Raw genomic sequence first — 22,775 nt, 5'->3', positions numbered from 1 at the left:
GTTAACGACGTAGGGTACAGAGGTAAGATGTTCTATCTTTCAGACCTTTTACTTCACGTAATCGGATTTGGCTGAATATTTTAGCCGCCCCAGTCAGTAATGACTGGGGCGTTTTTTATTGCGGCAAAGAAAGTTTCAGGCGAAAAAAAGCGCGGTCATCGCCGCGCCTGTTGTTACTCTGCTTCCGCTTCAGTCGCCGGTTCCAGATCGTTAAACCAGCTGTCGAGCTTCTGTCGCAGTTTATCCACGCCCTGCTTTTTCAGCGAGGAGAACGGTTCAACCTGTACATCACCGTTGAATGCCAGCACCGCTTCACGAACCTTGTTCACCTGCGCCTTGCGCGCGCCGCTTGCCAGCTTATCCGCTTTTGTCAGCAGCACCAGCACCGCAATATCGCTTGCCACCGCCCAGTCAATCATCTGCTGGTCGAGATCTTTTAGCGGATGACGAATATCCATTAGCACCACCAGACCTTTCAGACACATGCGTTTTTCCAGGTATTCGCCCAGCGCACGCTGCCATTTGATCTTCATCTCTTCCGGTACCTGCGCGTAACCGTAGCCCGGTAAATCGACCAGGCGTTTGCCTTCAGCCACTTCAAACAGGTTAATCAGCTGAGTACGGCCAGGTGTTTTCGAGGTACGCGCCAGGTTTTTCTGATTGGTGAGCGTATTCAGGGCACTGGATTTTCCCGCATTGGAGCGGCCAGCAAATGCCACTTCAATCCCTGTGTCTGAGGGCAGGTGGCGAATATCGGGCGCACTGGTGACAAAATGCGTCTGTTGGTAGTTCCAGGTAGTCACGTGGTCGTCTCCAAAAATCGTAATCTGCGGGGATTATACCTGAATGCGGGCAAAAGGCTTTTCCCTTCGTCATTGACATGTAAGTGAAAGCCCTACGGAATGTAAGAGATCTGCCCTTAAGCGTATGAGAAATTTAAGAGAAATCGCAGGCGCTAAAAAACTCAAAATATTAAAATTCAAAGAGTTATTAATGAGTAATTATCTGAAAATCCGGTTTTGTACCTTTTCATAGCTTGTTAGTTTAAGGGAACAAGGTAAAGTGTGTGCCAGGGCGAGGATGCCAACAGGATAACGACTTAAGGATAAGGGTCAGGAGCGCCAGGAGGCGAAGACTCAGGATTGTCAGGACGACCGGCGCCTGGAGGCGTTTTTAACAGGAAACGGAACCGTATCACGGACGGTAGTAGCCAAGGGATAAACAGGGTTTGTTGCAGGCAAACAGGGAATGTCTGACCCGTTAAGGGTTGTGAGTCAGGAAAAAAGGCGACAGATTGCTCTGTCGCCTTTTTTCTTTGCTTGCTTTCTGCTAGATTTCGCCGCAATTCTATACTGAAGAAAACGACTTAAAGATAAAACATCATGAAAAAACCGACCTCCGCTGCGGGCGTGAAACGCCCTGCAAAAGCACGCCGCAAAACGCGCGAAGAACTGAATCAGGAAGCGCGCGATCGCAAACGCGATAAAAAACATCGTGGCCATGCTGCGGGTAGCCGTGCTAACGGTGGCGGTGCCGCAGGCGCTTCTGCAAAAGGCAAACAGCAGAAAGATCCTCGTATCGGCAGTAAAACTCCCATTCCACTGGGCGTGACAGACACGCCGGTCACTAAGCAGCACAAACCAAAGAGCGAGAAACCTATGCTTTCACCGCAGGCTGAGCTGGATATGCTGGAGAACGATGAGCGCCTGGATGCGCTGCTGGAACGTCTTGAAGAGGGTGAAACCCTGACCGCTGAAGAGCAGTCCTGGGTGGACGCCAAACTGGACCGCATTGATGAACTGATGCAGAAGCTGGGTCTGTCCTACGATGATGAAGAAGACGAAGAGGAAGATGAAAAGCAGGAAGATATGATGCGTCTGCTGAAAGGTGGAAACTAACATTTGCACCCGGCAGGTACACTCGTCCTGCTTATAACCCTTCCGGTTATATGTTATCTGGTGTGGTTATTCGTTAAACTACGGCGGTTGTCGCGGCGACAGAAGTGGCTGCGCACCCGAATGATGTCCCGCAACGGGACCAGAACGGGCCGCCGTATACGAACGCGACACCAACGGAAGGAGTGAGCATGTCTGTACCATCTATCGACTGGGATTTGGCCCTGATCCAGAAATATAACTATTCCGGGCCGCGTTATACCTCATACCCCACCGCGCTGGAGTTTTCTGACGCTTTCGGCGAGGCGGATTTTCAGCAAGCTGTGGCGCGCTATCCCGAGCGCCCGCTGTCGCTCTACGTCCATATTCCGTTCTGCCATAAGCTCTGCTACTTCTGCGGCTGCAATAAAATCGTTACCCGCCAGCAGCACAAAGCCGATCAATACCTCGATGCGCTCGAACAGGAAATTCTGCACCGCGCACCGCTGTTTAAAGGGCGTCACGTCAGCCAACTTCACTGGGGCGGTGGTACGCCAACTTATCTGAATAAAGCGCAGATCAGCCGCCTGATGGCGCTGCTGCGCGGCAATTTTAGTTTTAACGACGACGCCGAAATTTCGATCGAGGTCGATCCGCGTGAAATCGAGCTGGATGTGCTGGATCATTTACGCGCCGAAGGTTTCAACCGCCTGAGTATGGGCGTACAGGACTTCAACAAAGAAGTACAGCGCCTGGTAAACCGCGAGCAGGACGAAGCGTTTATCTTTGCCTTACTCAACCATGCGCGTGAAATCGGCTTTACCTCAACGAATATAGACCTGATTTACGGCCTGCCGAAGCAGACGCCGGAGAGCTTCGCCTACACGCTTAAACGCGTGGCTGAGCTTAACCCGGACCGTCTGAGCGTCTTTAACTATGCGCACCTGCCGACGCTGTTCGCCGCTCAGCGCAAAATCAAAGATGCGGATCTGCCTTCCGCCCAGCAGAAGCTGGACATTTTGCAGGAGACCATCGCCTCGCTGACCGAAACCGGCTATCAGTTTATCGGCATGGATCACTTTGCCCGCCCTGACGATGAGCTGGCGATTGCCCAGCGCGAAGGTGTTCTCCACCGTAACTTCCAGGGCTACACCACCCAGGGCGATACCGATCTGCTCGGAATGGGCGTCTCCGCCATCAGCATGATTGGCGACTGCTACGCCCAGAATCAGAAAGAGCTGAAGCTGTACTATCAGCAGATAGACGAAACCGGCAACGCGCTGTGGCGCGGCATTGCGCTAACGCGCGACGACTGCATCCGTCGGGACGTGATTAAGGCGCTTATCTGCAACTTCCGTCTCGAATTTCGCGAGGTGGAGTCGCAATGGGATCTGCAATTCAGCGATTACTTTGCCGAAGACCTGAAGCTTCTGGCGCCGCTGGCGAAAGACGGGCTGGTGGATGTGTCGGAGAGTGCGGTTGTCGTCACGCCGAAAGGACGTCTGTTGATTCGTAATATCTGCATGTGCTTCGATGCCTATCTGCGTCAGAAGGCGCGTTTACAGCAGTTCTCGCGGGTGATTTGAGCTGTAATGCCGGGTGGCGGCTTTGCCTTACCCGGCCTACTTAAGTGCGAGATGTAGGCCGGGTAAGCGAAGCGCCACCCGGCTTTTCATCGACAGCTCGTTAGCTAAACAGCCCAACCAGTGCCGCACACAGCACCGCCGCAACGGCAGTTTGTGGCGTGTGGCTTTCTGCTGCTCCGCTCGAAAGTAAAGTCACTAATGATTCCAGCATGATGCTCCCCCCTGTTTCCGGGCACGATCATACAAAACTCATCGGAACAGTAAAGCGCAAAATAACGGCACTTTGCGCTCAATTAGTAACCTTTACACAGCGGAGTAAGATCACTCCATTCCCAGCTCTTTCAGCTTGCGCGTCAGGGTGTTTCGACCCCATCCCAACAGGCGAGCCGCTTCCTGTTTGTGGCCCTGGGTATGACGAAGCGCGGTAGTCAACAGCGTGCGCTCCATCTCAGGCTGCGCTTCGGAGAGCAGATTTTGATGACCGGAACGCAGCGCGCGATCTGCCCACTGCGCCAGCAGCGTCGCCCAGCTGTCCGGCAGCGCATGTCCGGCGGTGCTTTCGGGCACAGTGGCTTCAAACAGCTCGGCGGGGAGATCCTGAATCAACACTTCCTGTCCGGCGGCCATTACGGTCAGCCAGCGACAGGTGTTTTCCAGCTGACGCACGTTGCCCGGCCACGCCAGACGGGTGAGGGCGGCATCCGTTTCCGGATGAAGCTGCTTGGCTTCCACGCCCAGCTCGCGGGCCGCCACTTGCAGGAAATGGCGCGCCAGACGCGGGATATCTTCCCGACGCTCGCGCAGCGGCGGGAGGTGGACGCGGATCACGTTCAGACGATGGAATAAATCCTCACGGAATTTCCCCTCCTGCACGCGCAGCTCCAGGTTCTGGTGCGTCGCGGCAATAATACGCACGTCCACCTTCACCGGCGCATAGCCGCCCACGCGGTAAAACTGGCCATCTGCCAGCACGCGCAGCAGTCGGGTCTGAACATCCAGCGGCATATCGCCGATTTCATCCAGGAATAGCGTTCCGCCGTCAGCCTGTTCAAAGCGTCCCTGACGAATGGTATTTGCCCCGGTAAACGCCCCTTTTTCGTGGCCGAACAGCTCAGATTCAATCAAATCTTTAGGGATCGCCGCCATGTTCAGGGCGATGAAAGGCGCTTTCGCCCGCGGGCTGTGGCGATGCAGGGCGTGTGCGACCAGCTCTTTACCGGTCCCTGATTCACCGTTAATCAAGACGCTGATAGACGAGCGCGACAGACGCCCGATGATGCGAAACACGTCCTGCATGGCTGGCGCTTCACCGATGATGTCCGTCGTAGGCCCGAAATCCGGCGCGTGGCGGGGCTGCTGTTGCTCCTGATAGTGGCTGATGGCGCGTTCGACCAGGGCAACGGCTTCGTCGATATCAAACGGTTTTGGCAGGTAATCAAACGCCCCCTGCTGGTAGGCGCTAACGGCGGCATCCAGGTCGGAGTGGGCGGTCATTATGATGACCGGAAGCATGGGGTGGCGCTGTTTGATCTGCTTTAAGAGCGCCAGTCCGTCCATGCCCGGCATGCGAATATCCGAGAGCAGAACGTCCGGCGTTTTGGTGGTGAGTGCGTCGAGCACCTCGCTGCCGCTCTCAAACGTCGTGCAGCTTAATCCCGCTCCTGTGAGCGCGCGTTCAAGCACCCAACGGATGGAGCTATCGTCATCGACTACCCAGACTATCCCTCGTTGCATAAACGTCACCTTTATTTTTTAATCGGCAGGAAAACCGAAAACTCGGTATGTCCCGGCCAACTGGTAAATTCAATTTTGCCGGAGTGTTGGTCAATCAAATTACGGGCTATGGATAACCCCAGCCCGGTGCCGCCTTCGCGACCGCTGACCATCGGGTAGAACAGGGTGTCCTGGAGATGCGGCGGGATCCCCGGCCCGTTATCTTCCACATCAATACGTGCCGCCAGACGATAACGCACGCCGTGCAGCGTCAGCTGGAACGCGGTGCGGGTACGCAGAATAATTTCGCCACCCTCCGGGCCCAGCGCCTGCAACGCGTTACGCACAATGTTCAACAGCACCTGTTCAATCTGGTCCGGATCGTGCGCCAGCTCCGGCAGGCTTGGGTCGTAATCACGCACCAGCGTGACGTTATCCGGCAGCTCCATAGAGACGAGTTTCACCACCCGCTCCGCGACCTTGTGAATGCTTTCTGAAACATGCATCCCCGGCTGCTGCGGCCCGAGCAGGCGATCGACCAGATTACGCAGACGGTCCGCCTGCTCGATAATGACGTTGGTATACTCCGCCAGGGCAGGGTCAGGCAGCGCTTTGGTCAAAAGCTGTGCCGCACCGCGTAAGCCACCCAGCGGGTTTTTAATTTCATGAGCCAGCCCGCGTACCAGGTCGCGCGCCGCAATCTGCTGAGCATGCTGTAGCTGCTCCTGGCTGAGACGACGCTGGTTATCCATCGGCGCCATTTCCAGCAGAATCATGCCATCTGGCAGGCGCTGTGCGGTGAGGGACAAAATATGCGAGCGTCCGTCAATCACCAGCGTCACTTCGTTATCGGTGAAGCCCTGACCCGCCTGCAAACTCTCCTGCATCAGACCAATATTCAGCGAGAAATAGCTCAGCAGTTCAGGCAGCGGCGTGCCAAACAGTTTACGGGCGCTTTGAGCGAGCAGCTGCTGCGCCGCCGGGTTGGCGTAATGCACCGCCAGCTCGTCGTCGACCAGCAAGATACTGTTAATCAAAGAATTGAGGATCTGCCCAGCATCGGGCAGCGTGCCAGTTGCCATTCAGCAGTCTCCTGGAGTCGTTGCACTATTTTAGTGCAGTATAGCGTTTTAGAGGTAAAAAGCGCGTGAGATCAGGTTGTTGGTGGAGAAAAAAGCCCATCCGAAGATGGGCTAAAGTTTCCACGGCAACTACTCCCGACGCGTATGCGCCGGGTAAAACAAATCAATTAAACGCTGTAGTACAGTTCGAACTCAACCGGGTGCGGCGTCATGCGAACGCGGTCGTTTTCTTCGGTACGCAGCGCGATGTAAGCGTCGATCGCTTCATCGGTGAACACGCCGCCAGCGGTCAGGAACTCACGGTCTGCGTCCAGCGCTTGCAGGGCTTCTTCCAGAGAGCCGGCAACCTGTGGGATCTCTTTCGCTTCTTCTGGCGGCAGGTCGTACAGGTTTTTGTCCATGGCTTCGCCCGGGTGGATCTTGTTCTTGATACCGTCCAGACCGGCCATCAGCAGTGCTGCGAAGCACAGGTATGGGTTAGCCGCCGGGTCCGGGAAGCGCACTTCGATACGACGCGCTTTCGGAGACGCCACCACCGGGATACGGATAGAAGCAGAACGGTTACGGGCAGAGTACGCCAGCATCACGGGTGCTTCGTAGCCTGGGACCAGACGCTTGTAGGAGTTGGTGGTCGGGTTCGCCAGGGCGTTGATCGCTTTAGCGTGTTTGATAACACCGCCGATGTAGTGCAGCGCCTGCTCAGACAGACCCGCGTATTTGTCGCCAGAGAACAGGTTGGTGCCGTTCTTGGACAGGGACATGTGGCAGTGCATGCCGGAACCGTTGTCGCCGAACATGGGTTTTGGCATGAAGGTCGCGGTTTTACCGAAACGGTGCGCAACGTTGTGCACAACGTATTTGTAGATCTGAATCTCATCCGCTTTCTTAGTCATGGTGTTGAAGCGGGTTGCGATTTCGTTCTGGCCAGCCGTTGCCACTTCGTGGTGGTGCGCTTCAACAACCAGGCCCATCTCTTCCATGATCAGACACATGGTAGAACGGATGTCCTGTGAAGAATCGACCGGAGGAACCGGGAAGTAACCGCCTTTCACGCCCGGACGGTGACCTTTGTTACCACCTTCGTATTTGGTGGAAGAGTTCCATGCGCCTTCGATGTCATCGATAGCGACGTGGGAACCAGAAATGGAAGCACCAAAACGGATGTCATCGAACAGGAAGAACTCTGGCTCTGGCCCGAACAGAACGGTGTCTGCGATACCGGTAGAACGCAGGTACTCTTCAGCGCGTTTTGCGATGGAGCGTGGGTCACGGTCATAGCCTTGCAGCGTGCCAGGTTCCAGGATATCGCAGCGGATGATCAGCGTAGGTTCTTCGTAGAACGGGTCAATGAGCGCAGTGGTTGCATCTGGCATCAGAACCATGTCGGATTCGTTAATGCCTTTCCAGCCGCCAATGGAGGAGCCGTCAAACATTTTGCCTTCTTCAAAGAATTCGGCGTTCACCTGATGAGCAGGGATCGTGACGTGCTGTTCTTTACCTTTGGTATCGGTGAAGCGCAGATCAACAAACTTCACTTCATGTTCGTTCAGCATCGTCAAAACGTGTTCAGCGGACATACTTAACTCTCCAGATTGGTCATTGTCGTCGTGGTAACGAGGTCTTCAAATCGGCTGGGCTGCCATATTTTTACTGTATTTCTGTAAAGCGAAATCTGTGCCAACTTTTAAAACACCCCAAAAAGGCGTTATCATGCGCACCATAGTGCAGAAGGGCTGCACCACATTGGATTTGTTGCACCATTATAGTGCTTCTGTGTGAACATCGAGCACCATATTGGTGCAATTTACGTTAAAGTGCCCTTTTACCGCTCCGTGAAAGCGATCACAAAGCATCTCTGCAATACTTGTTTGCGGGGGATGTTTGTGATCCTGTTTTGTAGTGCGATTAATCCGTGTACAATAACGCGCTATTTCTAAATGCCTGAGGCAAAGTTGTGATCGAAAAATTGCGTAATATCGCCATCATCGCGCACGTCGACCATGGTAAAACTACCCTGGTTGATAAGCTGCTACAGCAGTCCGGTACGTTTGATGCTCGTGCCGAAACTCAAGAGCGTGTGATGGACTCCAACGATTTGGAGAAAGAGCGTGGGATTACCATCCTCGCCAAAAACACCGCTATCAAATGGAATGACTACCGTATCAACATCGTTGATACCCCAGGGCACGCCGACTTCGGTGGTGAAGTTGAGCGCGTGATGTCCATGGTGGATTCCGTGCTGCTGGTGGTTGACGCATTTGATGGCCCTATGCCGCAAACGCGCTTCGTGACCAAAAAAGCATTTGCCCACGGCCTGAAACCTATCGTTGTGATCAACAAGGTTGACCGTCCTGGCGCGCGTCCTGACTGGGTTGTTGACCAGGTATTCGACCTGTTCGTTAACCTCGACGCGACCGACGAACAGCTGGACTTCCCTATCGTTTATGCGTCTGCGCTGAACGGTATCGCCGGTCTGGATCACGAAGACATGGCGGAAGACATGACTCCGCTGTACCAGACGATTGTTGACCGCGTTCCTGCGCCAAACGTTGACCTGGAAGGCACCCTGCAAATGCAGATCTCTCAGCTCGACTACAACAACTACGTTGGCGTAATCGGCATTGGTCGTATCAAGCGCGGTAAAGTGAAGCCTAACCAGCAGGTCACTATCATCGATAGCGAAGGCAAAACCCGTAACGGTAAAGTCGGTAAAGTTCTGACTCACCTGGGTCTTGAGCGTATCGAGAGCGACATCGCTGAAGCGGGCGACATCATCGCCATCACCGGTCTGGGTGAACTGAACATCTCCGACACCATCTGCGATCCGCAGAACGTCGAAGCGCTGCCAGCCCTGTCCGTTGATGAACCAACCGTATCCATGTTCTTCAACGTCAACACCTCTCCGTTCTGTGGTAAAGAGGGTAAGTTTGTTACCTCTCGTCAGATCCTTGACCGCCTGAACAAAGAGCTGGTGCACAACGTTGCGCTGCGCGTTGAAGAAACCGAAGACGCTGATGCATTCCGCGTTTCGGGTCGTGGTGAGCTCCACCTGTCTGTTCTGATCGAGAACATGCGTCGTGAAGGTTTCGAGATGGCGGTTTCCCGTCCGAAAGTTATCTTCCGCGAAATCGATGGCCGTAAACAAGAGCCATTCGAAAACGTAACGCTGGACGTTGAAGAGCAGCACCAGGGTTCTGTGATGCAGGCACTGGGTGAGCGTAAAGGCGACCTGAAAAACATGAATCCAGATGGCAAAGGCCGCGTACGTCTCGACTACGTGATCCCAAGCCGTGGCCTGATCGGCTTCCGTTCTGAGTTCATGACCATGACTTCCGGTACTGGTCTGCTGTACTCCACCTTCAGCCACTACGACGACGTTCGTCCGGGCGAAGTGGGCCAGCGTAACAACGGCGTGCTGATCTCCAACGGTCAGGGTAAAGCGGTTGCGTTTGCGCTGTTCGGTTTGCAGGATCGCGGTAAGCTGTTCCTGGGCCACGGTGCTGAAGTTTACGAAGGCCAGATCATCGGTATTCACAGCCGTTCTAACGACCTGACGGTAAACTGCCTGACCGGTAAGAAACTGACCAACATGCGTGCGTCCGGTACTGACGAAGCAACGGTTCTGGTTCCACCGATCAAGATGACGCTGGAGCAGGCTCTGGAATTCATCGATGATGACGAACTGGTCGAAGTGACGCCTCAGTCAATTCGTATCCGTAAACGTCACCTGACCGAGAACGATCGTAAACGTGCAATGCGCGGTGCGAAAGAAGAGTAATTCGGTTATGCCGTAGGCCGGGTAAGCGCATGCGCCACCCGGCAACGAAAAAGCCGCTGAGCGATCAGCGGCTTTTTTTATTAGAACGAATACCGCAACCCTAAACGGATCCGGTACTGCTCGCGGTTGTAATCATTCCATCGGTCCAGCCACTGTAGCTCAAGATACGGCAGCCAGTTTCTGTCGATCTTATAGCTGAATTTATTGGTAATTTCCCAGTGATGATCTTTGCCATTTTTGCTGTGGTAATCATTCACCCGCTGGAAAAAGTGCGGCTCAAAGGTGTAGAAAAACGCATCCGTCACTTTAAAATTCCAGTAGTTGGCCAATTCCTGTGTGTCGTTCTTATCCATCTGCCCGTTATAGTCCGGCGTATCGTAATTGTTATGGTTATAGCGATAGCGGAACGTCAGATTAAACCAGTCCGTAAATTTATAGTTAGTATCTAAATAAACCGCGCCACCTGATCCTGCGCTGCTGTCATTAATCAAGCCGCCGGGCTGGAAGGTCAGTTTGTCGGTCGGTTTGAAGAGTGGATACCACCCCTCAATTTCGTTATAGCTGTGCTTCAGTTCGTCCCATTTCCCCACGTTATAAGCGTTGGTGAACATCAGTCCCGCGCCCATATCGAAGTTATAGCCCGCACGCAGGATCACTTCGTGCAGCTCAGAGGCGGTGTTGTAGGCTTCGCGCGTTTCGACATAGGCCCCGGCAAAAACCGGGCAGGACACAGACGACACGATCAGTACGGTGATGATTCTTTTCATAATTTGTCCATGTATCAGGTACAGAAAGGCCTCCCTCCTGATAAACAGGAAGGACATACTGGCCGGATTTATTGTTATAAAGTGACTGCTGACGCTTTATTGTTGGTGGTTATCTCAGGGGTATTTGCTGTCTGTTTTTTCCGTTTTCCAATCTCCTCGATAATAAAGGCGAAGCGCGCTTCGTTGAGTTTATAAAACAGCCCCATGGTCACGGCGGCAACGATCGCCAGGCCGCACGGCCAGAGGAAAATAAGCTGGCGCAACCCCAGCAGCGTGCCCGCGCTCTGCACGGCATGCGGGATGTAGCCAATCTGGGTCAGCATGATACCGGGCAGAAAACCGGCCAGCGCCGCGGAGATTTTGCGCGAGAAGGTATAGCCGGTATACACCGACCCTTCGGCGCGGATCCCGGTTTTCCACTCGCCGTAATCAACCGTATCCGGCACCAGCGCCCAGTTCAGGCTGTTCACAAACGCGGTGCCGAAAAAGGCCATGCAGGAAAAGAGCACGAACAGCAGGGAACTGGTTCCCCAGACGAAGTTCAGCACGTCGCCCACCGCCCACAGCGTCAGCCCGCCCAGATAGACCGGCTTCTTGCCAAAGCGCTTCACCGCGCCAGGCACCAGAAACACGCCAATCAGAATGCAACCCATGCTGAAAAAGCCCATCCACGACAGGAGATGCAGATCGTTCAGCACGTACTGGGTGTAATAGACCTGAATCGCCAGCTTGATGTTAAACGCGGCGAGGGTACACAGGTTGGCGATGCACAGCACCAGCAGCGGCGGATTGCGGAAAATCGCGCAGAACGATTTCAGAATGCCGGGCTTATGGTGATCGGGCGTAAGCTCGACGTAGCGCTCTTTCACCCCGCTGTAGCACCACCACATGCAGAACAGTCCCCCGGTGACGAACACCAGCGCGGCCACCAGATAGCCGAGTGAGGGCTGGCTGACGAACAGCGCCTGAATCGGCATAAAGCCGACAGTACAGAGCAACAGTCCTACCGTTGCGCCGCCCTGACGCCACGCCGCAAGCTGCGCGCGCTCGTTCGGGTTTTTGGTGATGGCCGGAACCATTGCACCGTAGGCGCAGTTCATCAGGCTGTAGCAGAGGCCAAACATCATGAAGAGCACGGTGGCGAGGGCCGTTTTCACCGTCAGGCTAAAGTCGTTGGCCATAAACTGCGCCGTGGCCACCAGCGCCACCGGAACGGAGGCGTAGAGAATGAATGGCCGGAATTTGCCCCGCGCGCCGATATTACGCCGGGAGTCCAGCAGCACCCCGGTCAGCATGTCGGTAAACGCGGTAAAGAACTTGGCGACCAGAAAAATGATGCCGCCGTAGAACGCGGGCATGCCCAGCTCGTCCGTGTAAAACTTCAGCAGATACAGCGTGCCAATACACAGCATCAGGTTCGAGCCAAAATCACCCATCCCGTAGGCGCACTTCTCTCGCAGGCTCAATTTCAGGGTTAACGGATCAGTATTATGTGTCATGGTCGATCCTCAAAGCGCCCCGCAGGGCGCTCAATCACGTCATTTATGCCGTACGTTTGCGCAGCTCAATTTCTTCCACGATGCGCACATACATCTTCTCGTTAAGGTTGTAGAAGCAGCCCATCGCCACGATGGTGATGACTGCCAGCAGACTCGGATAGATAAATATCAGCTGCCGTAGCCCTTCAACCGTGCCGGCGGATTGCACCACGTTGGGCACATAGCCGATCTGCGTGAGCATGATCCCCGGGAAGAAGCCCGCCAGCGCCTGCGATACCTTACGGAAGAAGGTAAAGCCGGTGTAGACCGTCCCCTCGGAGCGTACGCCGGTGCGCCACTCGCCGTATTCCACGGTATCGGACACCAGCGCCCAGTTCAGGCTGTTCACGAACGCGGAGCCGAAGAACGCCAGGCAGGAGAACGCCACGAAGCTCACCGAGCCGCCGCCGAAGAAGTAGTTAAGCAGATCGCCCGCCACCCAAATCATCAGCCCGCTGATGTAGACCTTTTTCTTACCGAAGCGCCGCACCGCGCCGGGCATCATAAAGACGCCGATAAAAATACAGCCCATGCTGAAGAAGCCCATGTACGACAGCAGGATCGGGTCGTTCAGTACGTACTGCGTGTAGTAGACCTGAATGGCGAGCTTAACGTTAAAGGCGCCCAGCGTGCACAGGTTAGCGATGCACAGGATAAACAGCGGACGGTTCCCGGCGATGGCGCGAAACGACTGCAACAGCCCCGGTTTCTGCGCCGGGTTAGCAGGCTGCGTCTCGACGTAACGCTCGGTTACGCCCTTATAGCACCACCACATAAAGAACAACCCGAACAGCGAGAAGAGGGTGGCGGCAAAGATGTAGCCAAGCTGGTCGTTGCCCTCAATCAGGTTCATCACCGGGACAAAGCCCACCGTACAGAGCAGCAGACCCAGCGTGGCGCCGCCCTGGCGCCAGGCGGCCAGCGAAGCACGCTCGTCCGGGTTTTTGGTAATGGCGGGCACCATCGCGCCGTAGGAGCAGTTCATCATGCTGAAGAACAGGCCGTACAGCATGAACAGCACCGTCGCCATCACCGTTTTACCGGTAATTTCAAACGGTGTGCCGACGAAGTTAGCTATCGCCAGCAACGTTACCGGGAAGGCTGCATACAGCACGAACGGGCGGAATTTCCCTTTCGGGCCGATCTTGCGCCGGGAATCGAGCATGATCCCGGTGCCCATGTCGGTGAAGGCGGTAAAAAACTTCGCAATCAGGAAGATAATCCCGCCGTAGGTGCCAGGCAGCCCCAGGACGTCGGTGTAGAACTTCAGCAGATACAGCGTGCCGATATCAAGCAGGATGTTAGAGCCGAGATCGCCCATCCCGTAGGCGAGTTTTTCTTTAAACGGCAGGCGCAGGGTTGCCGGATCAGAAGTATGTTGACTCATTATTGTTCTCCGTCTGCCCGCAGGTTTCCCCGCGGGCGAGCCTTATCAGATATGACGTAAGGTGCTAAACAGATCTGCCCATTCGCTGTGCTGGCGATAGAAGACCGGCGGTTTGCCGAGCGGGGCATCAACGGTGATGTCACCGCCCTGGCAGGTTTCCCCGGTCCACGCATTGACCCAGATGTCCTGCGGCAGATAGAGCGACCAGTCGCGGCGTCCCTCTTCATGAACCGGCGCCACCAGCAGATCGCGGCCAAACAGGTACTGGTATTTCAGCGTGTAGGCGCGCGCGTCGTCCTCGTAGTGCAGGAACAGCGGACGCATCACCGGCAGGCCGCTCTTCGCGTTCTGCGCTACCGCAGCTTTGATGTACGGCTTCAGGGTGGTGAAGACGGTGGTCATGCGCGCGAAGTGGGCGATAGTTTCCGCGTCGCCGTCGAACTGCCAGTTATCGCCAGGGCGGTTGCCCTCGTGGGTACGCATCATCGGCGTAAAGGCGCTGAAGTCGCACCAGCGCAGCAGCAGCTCTTTGCTGCGCTTCATCTCGAAGAGGGTCGTATAGCCGCCAATGTCGCTGTGGTGCAGCCCGTGCCCGGTCATCGCCAGCGACAGCGCCGCCGGTACGACGGACGCCAGACCATCGTCCAGGCTCCAGTCGACGTTCTGATCCCCCGCCCACATCATCACAGAGTGCTTCTGGCTGCCGGTGTAGCCCGCGCGCATGAAGAACAGGATCTCCCCGAGCTTGCCGGTCTCCTCCAGCGCTTCGTAGTTACATTTCGCCCACAGGGCAGGCCAGGCGTTATGCATGATCTCCGCGCTCACGCCGTTGTGCAGGAAGGTATCGGTCGGCAGATATTCCCCGAAATCGGCCATCCAGCCGCCGCAGCCCAGTTCGATCAGGTTCTTTTTGATCACCTCTTTGTACCAGCTGTAGGCTTCCGGGTTAGTCAGGTCGATAACGCCCGCGTAGAACTCGCCGAACTCAACGTGGTAATCCTTGCCGTCGGCATCTTTGGTCAGATAGCCGCGCTTCGACGCCTCTTCGCAGAGATCTTTATCGCTGGCGACGTACGGGTTGATATAGGAGAGGAACTGCACGCCTTCCTCTTTCCACTGCGCAATCCGCTCATCAAGCTGCGGATAGAGCGCGCTGTTCCACTTCCAGTTCCACATTACGCGTTTGCCAAAGGAGGTCATCCGGATGCCGGACCAGTCCTGCGCCCAGATGCCGTTTACCTTCACGCCGCCCTCGCGCATGGCGTCGAGCTTCTGCTGACACACCTCGGTGCCGCCCTGAATACCCAGCGTCACGCCGTCGTAAACCCAGTCCGGCAGTTCAGGCTGACGCCCCAGCAGGCCGGTCAGTTTTTCCAGCAGATCGACGTAGGTTTCTGCGCATTCGAAGCGCAGCGTGGCGTTATCTTCCCAGAATGCCAGCTCGTGGAAGTCCGGCGCGCTGAAGTCGAAGTTCATATAACAGCTGTTATCCACGTGGCAGTAGTACTTCTGGGTGCTCACGAAGGTCGGCTGTGGGAAGAAGGTCCAGTAGTAATCGCCGCCCGCGTTCTCTTTGCAGTCGGCCTGCCAGGTGACGTAGGTCTGCTTGTTGCGGCCCACGCCCTGCTCGCTGGTCCACAGCGGGAACGGCTTGCCGCGCAGATCGAAATACGAGAACTGCTCGCCGCAGCCGTAGATATGATCGTCAGGCTGAGCCGCCAGCCGCAGCCAGATGCGGTTATGGCTGGCGGCGTCATTTTTCAGCTTCAGCTCCAGACGGCCTTCGCCATCCACGCCCACCAGCAGCGTCGCGCTCACCGCGTCGCCGCGGGTAAAGCGGATTGCCCAGCCCGCGCTTTGCTGTGTGACGGTCGCGTTCGTCAGGGCAATCTTTTCGTTAAGCTTGTCTTTGATGCTGAAATTGCCGCGAAACATCTCGATATCCGCTTCGCCTGCACCGATCCACAGGCAGGGGGCATCCGCAGAGTGGGATAAAATCAGACGGTCCTGCCAGCGCAGGGTGAAACCACTTTCGTTATTTTTCAGGTCAATATTGTGTAGGGTACGCATAGAAACTCCGTCTTTATTATTTGGCCAGGCTATCCAGTAATCCGGCGGCTACGGCAGGGGCTAAGCCCGGCGCCAGCGGCAGGCGGGGGATCACCAGGCAGTGCAGCAGGTGGTAAATATCCTGCTTGCCGTCCCAGACTTTGGTGGTCACTTCGTTATTGGTGTCCAGCTCCTGCCACCATGAACCGTTTTCGTAATCCATCAGGTACTTGATGCAGTAATCCCACCATTTCTGATACCAGGCTTCGTACTGCGCCTCGCCGGTCACGGTATAGAGGGCATAGGCCGTGCCCATCGCCTCGACGATTGGCCAGCGCACGCGTTCGCGCACGATAGGCTTGCCGTCCCAGCCCACGGAGTAGACAAAGCCGTCCGCCCCGTCGGGTGCCCAGGCGTCGCGAATAGTGGCGTGAAACAGGCCTTTCGCATCTTCCAGCAGCCACTCCGGCGGGGTTTCAAAGCGGGCTTCCAGCGCGGCGCGCAGGTGCAGCATCAGGCGGCCCCACTCGATCCAGTGCCCCGGCGTGCCGCCGTAGGCGCGGAAGCGGTGGGCAGGGTTATCGATGTTGTAATCGCGGATTGGGTTCCAGCTGGTGTCGAAATGCTCGTTAACGCGGTACTCCCCTTTGCGCGCCACGTCGTGAATAATCACCGAGGCGATGCGCAGGGCGCGGTCGAGCCATTTCCGGTCGTGGGTCACGTCATAGACGATGAGGAAGGCTTCCACGGCGTGCATATTGGCGTTACCGCCGCGGTAATCTTCCGTTTTGCTGAAGGCTTCGTCCCAGGACTCCAGGCACATCTGCTCCTGTTCGCTCCAGAAGTAGCGCTCAATCACCTCGATGGCATCGTCCAGCAGCTTGCGTGCCTCGGGGTGGCCGGTGGTCACGGCGCTCGCCGCGCCCAGCAGGACGAAGAAGTGCTGATAGCCCTGCTTGGACGCATCAATCACGCCTTCATCGTTTACGCAGGCGTACCAGCCGCCGTGCTGTTTATCGCGCAGCGGACCGTTCAGGGCATTAATGCCGTGCTCAACCAGGGCGTACGCGCCGGGGCGCCCCATGTTCGCCGCCACCGCGTAAACGTGCAGCATGCGGGCGGTGATCCACAGATGGGTGCCCATATCGCTGCGCACCTGCCCGTTATTGCCCAGCCAGCCAAAGCCGGTCGGTACGGCGGCGTTTTTACCGAAATCGAGAATGCGGTCGGTCTCTTGTTCGAGCCAGCGGTTATGGCTCAGGGTGTTAAACCATTTCATGTTCGGGTCCTTTCTTAACGGCGAGCCATCATTTCGTCGACGATCTCACCCAGACGCTGAAGTTTTGGCACGGAAATATCACGCAGCATCATCTCGGTGTCCGGCAGGCCAATCACCGATGACCAGACGGCGCGACCGGCTAAAAAGCCCGATGCCCCCGCCTGCATGGCGACGCTTACGGCACGCGGGAATAACTTATCGTCCACGCCGGAGGAGAGGATCACCCACGGCATGGCGATGTTCTCGTTCAGCTTCTGCGAGGCCGTCAGTAGCTCGTGCTGCGTGCCCTTACCAAACAGCGGCATTTCCACTTTGTAGAGGTCGGCACCGCTGTCGCCCAGCTCTTTGGCCGCATCGATAATCGCCTGCTCGCGGTCAAACGCGGCGGCGCGGCGCGGGGGACGCACCACCGGCTCGATAATGCTCAACAGCCCGTTGTCGTGGCACAGCGTATTGAACGCTTTCACCATTTCCAGGCGCTGCTGCGGATCTTCATCGCTGCGCCACAGCACCAGCAGCTTCAGCGCCTTACCGCCATCGCGTTTGACCGCCTGCGCGTCGACGTTCTTGTCGATCACCACGCTGTCGACCGGAATGCCGTTCCCCGGAATAAACTCGTCGGCGGCGACAATCATTGCGCAGCTTTTGGCCACGGCCTGCTGCTCGACAATCTGGCGGTAGCAGAACTGCTGGTCGACGAGGATCGCAGAGGCGTACGGCGACAGAATTTTCGCCGCATTGACCTTGAAATCCGTCAGGTGCTGGTCGGTTACCGGCACCGGCGCGCCTGCGGCAGCAAACATCAGGCGCATCGCTTCGCGCTGATCCACGGCCAGCATCGCAAAACCGCCGGAAGGTCGGGTGATATCTTTCAGGGTGTACATCGTCATTCCTCAGTCCTTTCGTATCAGTGTGTTTTCTTCAGCCCGGCAGATGCGCGAACCTGTTCAAGAATGGCTGTCCAGTCTTCGCGCCCGCGCCCGGCGGCGCGTGCCTGGTTGTAAACTTCGCGGGAAGCCGCGCCCAGCGGCATCGGAACGTGGAGCTGGTTGGCTACGTCCAGGGCGATCCCCAGATCTTTATGTGCAAGGTCGATCATGAAGGCGGGAGAAAGATCCCCTTTCAGCACCTTGTTCGGCCATGACGTGGTGAAGTGGCCTTTACCCGCCGGCGTGCCGCTCATCACCTTGAGCGCCACGTCAAAGGAGAGGCCAAGCGCTTCGCACAGTACGGCGGCTTCGGCGGAAAGGGCGTTCAGGGCGATGCTCATGTAGTTATTGATGAGCTTCACGCGGATGCCCATTCCCGGCCCGCCGGCGTTAATCAGTTCATTGCCCATCGCCATTAAAACGGGGGTGGCGCGCTCAACCTGCTGCGCCGTACCACCCGCCAGCAGAAGCAGCGTACCGGCGATGGCATGATCAGAGGTGCGTCCGACGGGCACGTCCATCAGGCTGAAGCCTTGCTCAGCCATGTCGCGGATCAGTGCGTCGGTTTGCAGCGGGTGAATGGTGGACATATCAATGACCAGCGCGTCGCGGGATAACCCTTCGCACACGCCGTGCTCGCCGAAAAGAACGCTGCGCACCAGGTCGCCGTTTGGCAGCATAGTGATCACGAATTCGGCATCCGTTGCTGCCTGTGCGGGCGTAGCCGCCGCCCGGGCGCCGCTCTCTACCAGCGCCTGAACCGCCTGCGGGTTCACATCAAAAACGTTAAGCTGGTGGCCCTGTTTCAACAGATTCTTCGCCATGGGCGCGCCCATCTGTCCTAAGCCAATAAATGCGATTGCTGACATGCCTCTCTCCTGTCACATCGTGTCAATTTTTGCGCGTTTGTGGTGTCTGTTTTTGATCGTATTTGTAATTTATAGTCAAAAAATTGACACGGGTCACTTTTTAAACATTTGGTGAAATTAAAATGAAGGCATCAGAAATCGCAGAAGGAATCACCATGACTCGCATCGTTTGTGTCGGCATTACCGTGCTGGATCGCATCTGGTATCTCGATGATTTACCGAAAGAAGGTGGGAAATATGTCGCAAAAGACTATACGGAAGTGGGCGGCGGCCCGGCGGCAACGGCGGCAGTGGCAGCCGCGAAACTGGGGGCGGAAGTGGATTTTATTGGTCGGGTGGGAGACGACGATACCGGCAGACGGCTGCTCGCGGAGCTGGAATCCCTGGGGGTGAACACCCGCTATACGCGCATAGTTAAGGGAGCCCGATCGTCGCAATCGGCGGTGCTGGTGGACGCAAGCGGAGAGCGCGTTATTGCCAACTACCCCAGCCCCGATCTCCCTGCGGCGGCAGACTGGCTGCATGAAATCGACTTCTCTCAGTGGGACATTGTCTTAGCCGACGTGCGCTGGCATGACGGGGCAAAACAGGCATTTACCCTGGCCCGCCAGCAGGGCGTACCGACGCTGCTGGATGCGGATGTCACCCCGCAGGACATCGCGGATCTGATTGCCTTAAGCGACCACGCGGCCTTCTCCGCGCCAGGACTGCGGCGTTTAACGCAGCTGGATGAAACCGAAAACGCGCTGAAGAAAGCACAAACGCTCACAAATGGACATGTGTATGTTACGCAGGGGCGAGACGGCTGTTTCTGGCTGGAAAACGACACGCTATGTCATCAGCCTGGTTTTGAAGTGAACGTCATTGATACCACCGGGGCGGGCGACGTGTTCCACGGTGCGCTGGCGGTCAGCCTGGGGCAGAAATTACCCGCCGCAGACGCCGTGCGTTTTGCCAGCGCCGTCGCAGCACTGAAATGTACAAAGCCCGGCGGGCGCGCGGGTATACCCGACTGTGATCAAACCCGCTCTTTTTTGTCACTTTTTGTATAAAATGCGGGGCGTGATGGTTTTCAGAGGACAGCCCATGAGCCTTACCGAACTGACCGGCAACCCGCGTCACGATCAGCTGCTGACGCTGATTGCCGATCGCGGCTATATGAACATTGATGAACTGGCGCAGCTGCTGGATGTCTCCACGCAAACCGTGCGCCGGGATATCCGTAAGCTCAGCGAGCAGGGGCTGATCACCCGTCATCACGGCGGCGCGGGCAGGGCATCCAGCGTGGTCAACACGGCGTTCGAACAGCGTGAAGTCTCGCTTACCGAAGAGAAACGGGCGATTGCCGAAGCGATTGCGGACTATATTCCCGACGGTTCGACCATTTTTATCACCATCGGGACGACCGTGGAGCACGTTGCCCGGGCACTGCTTAACCATAATCATCTGCGCATTATCACTAACAGCCTGAGGGTGGCACACATTCTTTATAAGAATCCGCGCTTTGAGGTGATGGTGCCCGGCGGTACGCTGCGCCCGCATAACGGCGGCATTATCGGTCCTGCGGCAACGGCGTTCGTGTCAGGATTTCGCGCAGATTACCTGGTCACCAGCGTCGGGGCGATAGAGCACGATGGCGCGATGATGGAATTTGACGTTAACGAAGCCAGCGTGGTGAAAACCATGATCGCTCACTCCCGTCACATTTTACTGGCGGCCGATCATACGAAATACCACGCCTCCGCGGCGGTTGAAATTGGCAACGTGGCGCAGGCGACGGCGCTGTTCACCGATGAGCTGCCCGGCCCGGCGCTGCAAAATCACCTCAAATCCAGCAAGGTTGAGGTTGTCGAAGTCAATTCCGGAGAAGAGCAGCAGGCTGGCTGAAAATCCTATGGCCCGATATTGCGATTCGGGCCTTTCCTTTCTCTAAGCTGAATCTGGCGCATAGCTAAAGTTTCTCTTTCCCGCTACAGTTACTTTTCCACGGCGAAAGGAGATAAACATGCTTTATATCTTTGACTTAGGAAATGTAATCGTCGATATCGATTTTAACCGGGTGCTGGGCGCATGGAGCGATTTTAGCCGTGTTCCGCTGGCGACGTTAAAGCAGAATTTCGCGATGGGTGAGACTTTCCATCTGCACGAGCGCGGTGAGATCAGCGATGAAGCGTTCGCAGAGCGTTTCTGTCAGGAAATGGGTCTCTCGTTAAGCTACGAGCAGTTTTCCCACGGCTGGCAGGCCATATTTGTCGCGATCCGCCCCGAAGTGATCGACATCATGCACAAGCTGCGCGAGCAGGGGCATCGTGTCGTCGTCCTGTCGAATACCAACCGCCTGCATACCACCTTCTGGCCGGATGAATACCCGGAAATCCACGCGGCGGCAGATAAGGTGTATCTCTCCCAGGAGATGGGGATGCGTAAACCTGAGGCGCGCATCTATCAGGCGGTATTGCAGGAAGAAGGATTCACGGCGGCGGATGCGGTCTTTTTTGACGACAACGCCGATAATATAGAAGGGGCTAATCAGTTAGGTATCACCTCCATTCTGGTGACCGGAAAAGAGACGATACCGAACTACTTTGCGAAGCAGTTATGCTAAAAACCGTTCATCAAAAAGCCAATCACCACACGCGCCCGCTGAGGGCGTGGCTGAAACTCCTCTGGCATCGCATTGACGAGGACAACATGACCACGCTGGCGGGCAATCTCGCTTACGTGTCCTTGCTCTCGCTGGTGCCGCTGGTGGCGGTGATTTTTGCGCTTTTTTCGGCGTTTCCGATGTTTGCCGATGTGAGCATGCAGCTACGCCATTTTGTTTTCGCGAACTTTATTCCTGCCACCGGCGATGTGATCCAGAACTACATTGAACAGTTTGTCGCTAACTCCAGCAAGATGACGGCGGTGGGGGCATGTGGGCTTATTGTTACCGCGCTGCTGCTGATGTACTCCATCGACAGTGCGCTCAACACCATCTGGCGGAGCAAAAAAGTCCGCCCGAAGGTTTACTCCTTTGCCGTCTACTGGATGATTTTAACCCTTGGCCCATTGCTGGCGGGGGCAAGCCTGGCGATCAGTTCCTACCTTCTTTCGCTGCGCTGGGCGACCGACTTAAACAGCGTGATCGATAACGTGCTGCGTATCTTCCCGCTGATTTTATCGTGGCTTTCGTTCTGGCTGCTCTACAGCGTGGTACCAACCACGCGCGTACCCAACCGGGATGCCGTGGTGGGTGCGCTGGTCGCGGCGTTGCTCTTTGAGCTGGGCAAGAAAGGATTCGCGCTTTATATCACCATGTTCCCCTCTTATCAGCTGATTTACGGCGTGCTGGCGGTGATCCCCATTTTGTTTGTCTGGGTCTACTGGACGTGGTGTATCGTCTTGCTTGGCGCCGAAATAACTGTCACTCTCGGGGTCTACCGCGAACTCAAAAAAGCAGCAGAAGCTGAAAAACAACAAGAAGCAGACCAACCATGATTGCATTGATTCAGCGCGTAACCCGTGCCAGCGTCACCGTGGCGGATGAGGTGACGGGTGAAATTGGCCCAGGACTTTTGGTGCTCCTGGGTGTCGAAAAGGATGACGACGAACAAAAAGCCAACCGCTTGTGTGAGCGCGTACTGGGCTACCGCATTTTCAGCGATGCAGAAGGCAAGATGAACCTGAACGTTCAGCAGGCGGGCGGCAGCGTGCTGGTGGTCTCCCAGTTTACGCTGGCCGCGGATACCGAACGCGGCATGCGCCCGAGTTTTTCGAAGGGCGCGGCACCGGATCGCGCAGAAGCCCTTTACGAGTACTTTGTTGAGCGCTGTCGCCAACAGGACATGAATACACAAACCGGACGATTCGCTGCGGATATGCAGGTTTCGCTGGTGAACGATGGCCCCGTCACATTCTGGCTCCAGGTATGAGCCAACTGGC

At 56.2% G+C, this 22,775-nt stretch carries 20 protein-coding genes; 8 read left to right on the top strand and 12 right to left on the bottom strand.

Features of this window, described 5'->3' with window-relative positions; translation table 11 throughout:
* Positions 1-173 precede the first annotated feature (173 nt).
* Complete coding sequence (gene yihA, locus ACOTX5_RS16210; RefSeq protein WP_003861913.1) at positions 174-803, bottom strand: ribosome biogenesis GTP-binding protein YihA/YsxC; 630 nt, start codon at positions 801-803, stop codon at positions 174-176.
* Between the two features lie 579 nt (positions 804-1,382).
* On the opposite strand from yihA, the gene yihI reads away from it, so the two are divergent.
* Positions 1,383-1,898: a Der GTPase-activating protein YihI gene (gene yihI / locus ACOTX5_RS16205; protein WP_015569898.1), complete on the top strand. Its 516-nt coding sequence runs from the start codon at positions 1,383-1,385 to the stop codon at positions 1,896-1,898.
* 188 nt (positions 1,899-2,086) lie between these two features.
* Positions 2,087-3,460, top strand: a complete 1,374-nt coding sequence (gene hemN, locus ACOTX5_RS16200; RefSeq protein ID WP_015569899.1) for an oxygen-independent coproporphyrinogen III oxidase — start codon at positions 2,087-2,089, stop codon at positions 3,458-3,460.
* Positions 3,461-3,560: 100 nt separating this feature from the next.
* Here the strand turns inward: hemN and ACOTX5_RS16195 are convergent, their stop codons facing one another.
* The 4 genes from ACOTX5_RS16195 to glnA all read right to left on the bottom strand — a co-directional run bounded on the left by ACOTX5_RS16195 (position 3,561) and on the right by glnA (position 7,832).
* The gene (locus tag ACOTX5_RS16195) at positions 3,561-3,671 is read right to left on the bottom strand and encodes a YshB family small membrane protein (protein ID WP_017382667.1); all 111 of its coding nucleotides are present in this window, start codon (positions 3,669-3,671) and stop codon (positions 3,561-3,563) included.
* A 110-nt stretch (positions 3,672-3,781) separates the two neighbouring features.
* A complete protein-coding gene (gene glnG, locus ACOTX5_RS16190) occupies positions 3,782-5,194 on the bottom strand; it encodes a nitrogen regulation protein NR(I) (protein ID WP_003861919.1) in 1,413 nt (470 codons plus the stop codon).
* 11 nt (positions 5,195-5,205) lie between these two features.
* Positions 5,206-6,255 carry a nitrogen regulation protein NR(II) gene (gene glnL, locus ACOTX5_RS16185; protein WP_003861923.1) on the bottom strand — a complete coding sequence of 350 codons (1,050 nt, stop codon included), beginning with the start codon at positions 6,253-6,255 and terminating at the stop codon, positions 5,206-5,208.
* Between the two features lie 167 nt (positions 6,256-6,422).
* Positions 6,423-7,832: a glutamate--ammonia ligase gene (glnA, locus tag ACOTX5_RS16180; protein WP_003861925.1), complete on the bottom strand. Its 1,410-nt coding sequence runs from the start codon at positions 7,830-7,832 to the stop codon at positions 6,423-6,425.
* 377 nt (positions 7,833-8,209) lie between these two features.
* On the opposite strand from glnA, the gene typA reads away from it, so the two are divergent.
* Positions 8,210-10,033 carry a ribosome-dependent GTPase TypA gene (gene typA / locus ACOTX5_RS16175; protein ID WP_006808726.1) on the top strand — a complete coding sequence of 608 codons (1,824 nt, stop codon included), beginning with the start codon at positions 8,210-8,212 and terminating at the stop codon, positions 10,031-10,033.
* Between the two features lie 80 nt (positions 10,034-10,113).
* Here the strand turns inward: typA and ompL are convergent, their stop codons facing one another.
* The 7 genes from ompL to yihU form a co-directional block, all read right to left on the bottom strand.
* The gene (ompL, locus tag ACOTX5_RS16170) at positions 10,114-10,800 is read right to left on the bottom strand and encodes a porin OmpL (RefSeq protein ID WP_017694043.1); all 687 of its coding nucleotides are present in this window, start codon (positions 10,798-10,800) and stop codon (positions 10,114-10,116) included.
* A 74-nt stretch (positions 10,801-10,874) separates the two neighbouring features.
* Positions 10,875-12,299, bottom strand: coding sequence for an MFS transporter (locus ACOTX5_RS16165; RefSeq protein ID WP_017694044.1), 1,425 nt, complete (start codon positions 12,297-12,299; stop codon positions 10,875-10,877).
* A gap of 43 nt (positions 12,300-12,342) precedes the next feature.
* Positions 12,343-13,725, bottom strand: a complete 1,383-nt coding sequence (locus tag ACOTX5_RS16160; RefSeq protein WP_003861932.1) for an MFS transporter — start codon at positions 13,723-13,725, stop codon at positions 12,343-12,345.
* A gap of 45 nt (positions 13,726-13,770) precedes the next feature.
* Entirely contained in the window at positions 13,771-15,795 is a 2,025-nt protein-coding gene (locus tag ACOTX5_RS16155) for an alpha-glucosidase (RefSeq protein ID WP_045911389.1), read from the bottom strand.
* A 16-nt stretch (positions 15,796-15,811) separates the two neighbouring features.
* Positions 15,812-17,053, bottom strand: a complete 1,242-nt coding sequence (gene yihS, locus ACOTX5_RS16150; RefSeq protein ID WP_023304653.1) for a sulfoquinovose isomerase — start codon at positions 17,051-17,053, stop codon at positions 15,812-15,814.
* A gap of 14 nt (positions 17,054-17,067) precedes the next feature.
* Entirely contained in the window at positions 17,068-17,943 is an 876-nt protein-coding gene (gene yihT / locus ACOTX5_RS16145; protein ID WP_045911390.1) for a sulfofructosephosphate aldolase, read from the bottom strand.
* 17 nt (positions 17,944-17,960) lie between these two features.
* Positions 17,961-18,851: a sulfolactaldehyde 3-reductase gene (yihU, locus tag ACOTX5_RS16140; RefSeq protein WP_003861941.1), complete on the bottom strand. Its 891-nt coding sequence runs from the start codon at positions 18,849-18,851 to the stop codon at positions 17,961-17,963.
* A gap of 155 nt (positions 18,852-19,006) precedes the next feature.
* Here yihU and ACOTX5_RS16135 point away from each other — a divergent pair, with 155 nt between their 5' ends.
* The 5 genes from ACOTX5_RS16135 to dtd all read left to right on the top strand — a co-directional run bounded on the left by ACOTX5_RS16135 (position 19,007) and on the right by dtd (position 22,765).
* Positions 19,007-19,903 (top strand): sugar kinase, encoded by an 897-nt coding sequence (locus ACOTX5_RS16135; RefSeq protein WP_026080563.1) that lies wholly within the window; start codon positions 19,007-19,009, stop codon positions 19,901-19,903.
* A gap of 34 nt (positions 19,904-19,937) precedes the next feature.
* Positions 19,938-20,738 carry a DeoR/GlpR family DNA-binding transcription regulator gene (locus tag ACOTX5_RS16130; RefSeq protein ID WP_003861944.1) on the top strand — a complete coding sequence of 267 codons (801 nt, stop codon included), beginning with the start codon at positions 19,938-19,940 and terminating at the stop codon, positions 20,736-20,738.
* A gap of 118 nt (positions 20,739-20,856) precedes the next feature.
* Complete coding sequence (gene yihX, locus ACOTX5_RS16125; RefSeq protein ID WP_003861947.1) at positions 20,857-21,456, top strand: glucose-1-phosphatase; 600 nt, start codon at positions 20,857-20,859, stop codon at positions 21,454-21,456.
* On the top strand, positions 21,450-22,331 hold the full coding sequence (locus ACOTX5_RS16120; RefSeq protein WP_003861949.1) for a virulence factor BrkB family protein: 882 nt from the start codon (positions 21,450-21,452) through the stop codon (positions 22,329-22,331). Before yihX ends, ACOTX5_RS16120 begins: the two co-directional genes overlap by 7 nt.
* Positions 22,328-22,765 carry a D-aminoacyl-tRNA deacylase gene (dtd, locus tag ACOTX5_RS16115; protein ID WP_015569909.1) on the top strand — a complete coding sequence of 146 codons (438 nt, stop codon included), beginning with the start codon at positions 22,328-22,330 and terminating at the stop codon, positions 22,763-22,765. The genes ACOTX5_RS16120 and dtd overlap by 4 nt, the downstream gene beginning before the upstream one ends.
* Positions 22,766-22,775: the final 10 nt, after the last annotated feature.

This window comes from Enterobacter cloacae complex sp. IR5441, assembly GCF_049238215.1.
GTDB lineage: Bacteria > Pseudomonadota > Gammaproteobacteria > Enterobacterales > Enterobacteriaceae > Enterobacter > Enterobacter hormaechei_C.
The sequence above is the reverse complement of the archived record's forward strand: the minus strand, read 5'-3'. Positions and strand labels throughout refer to the sequence as shown.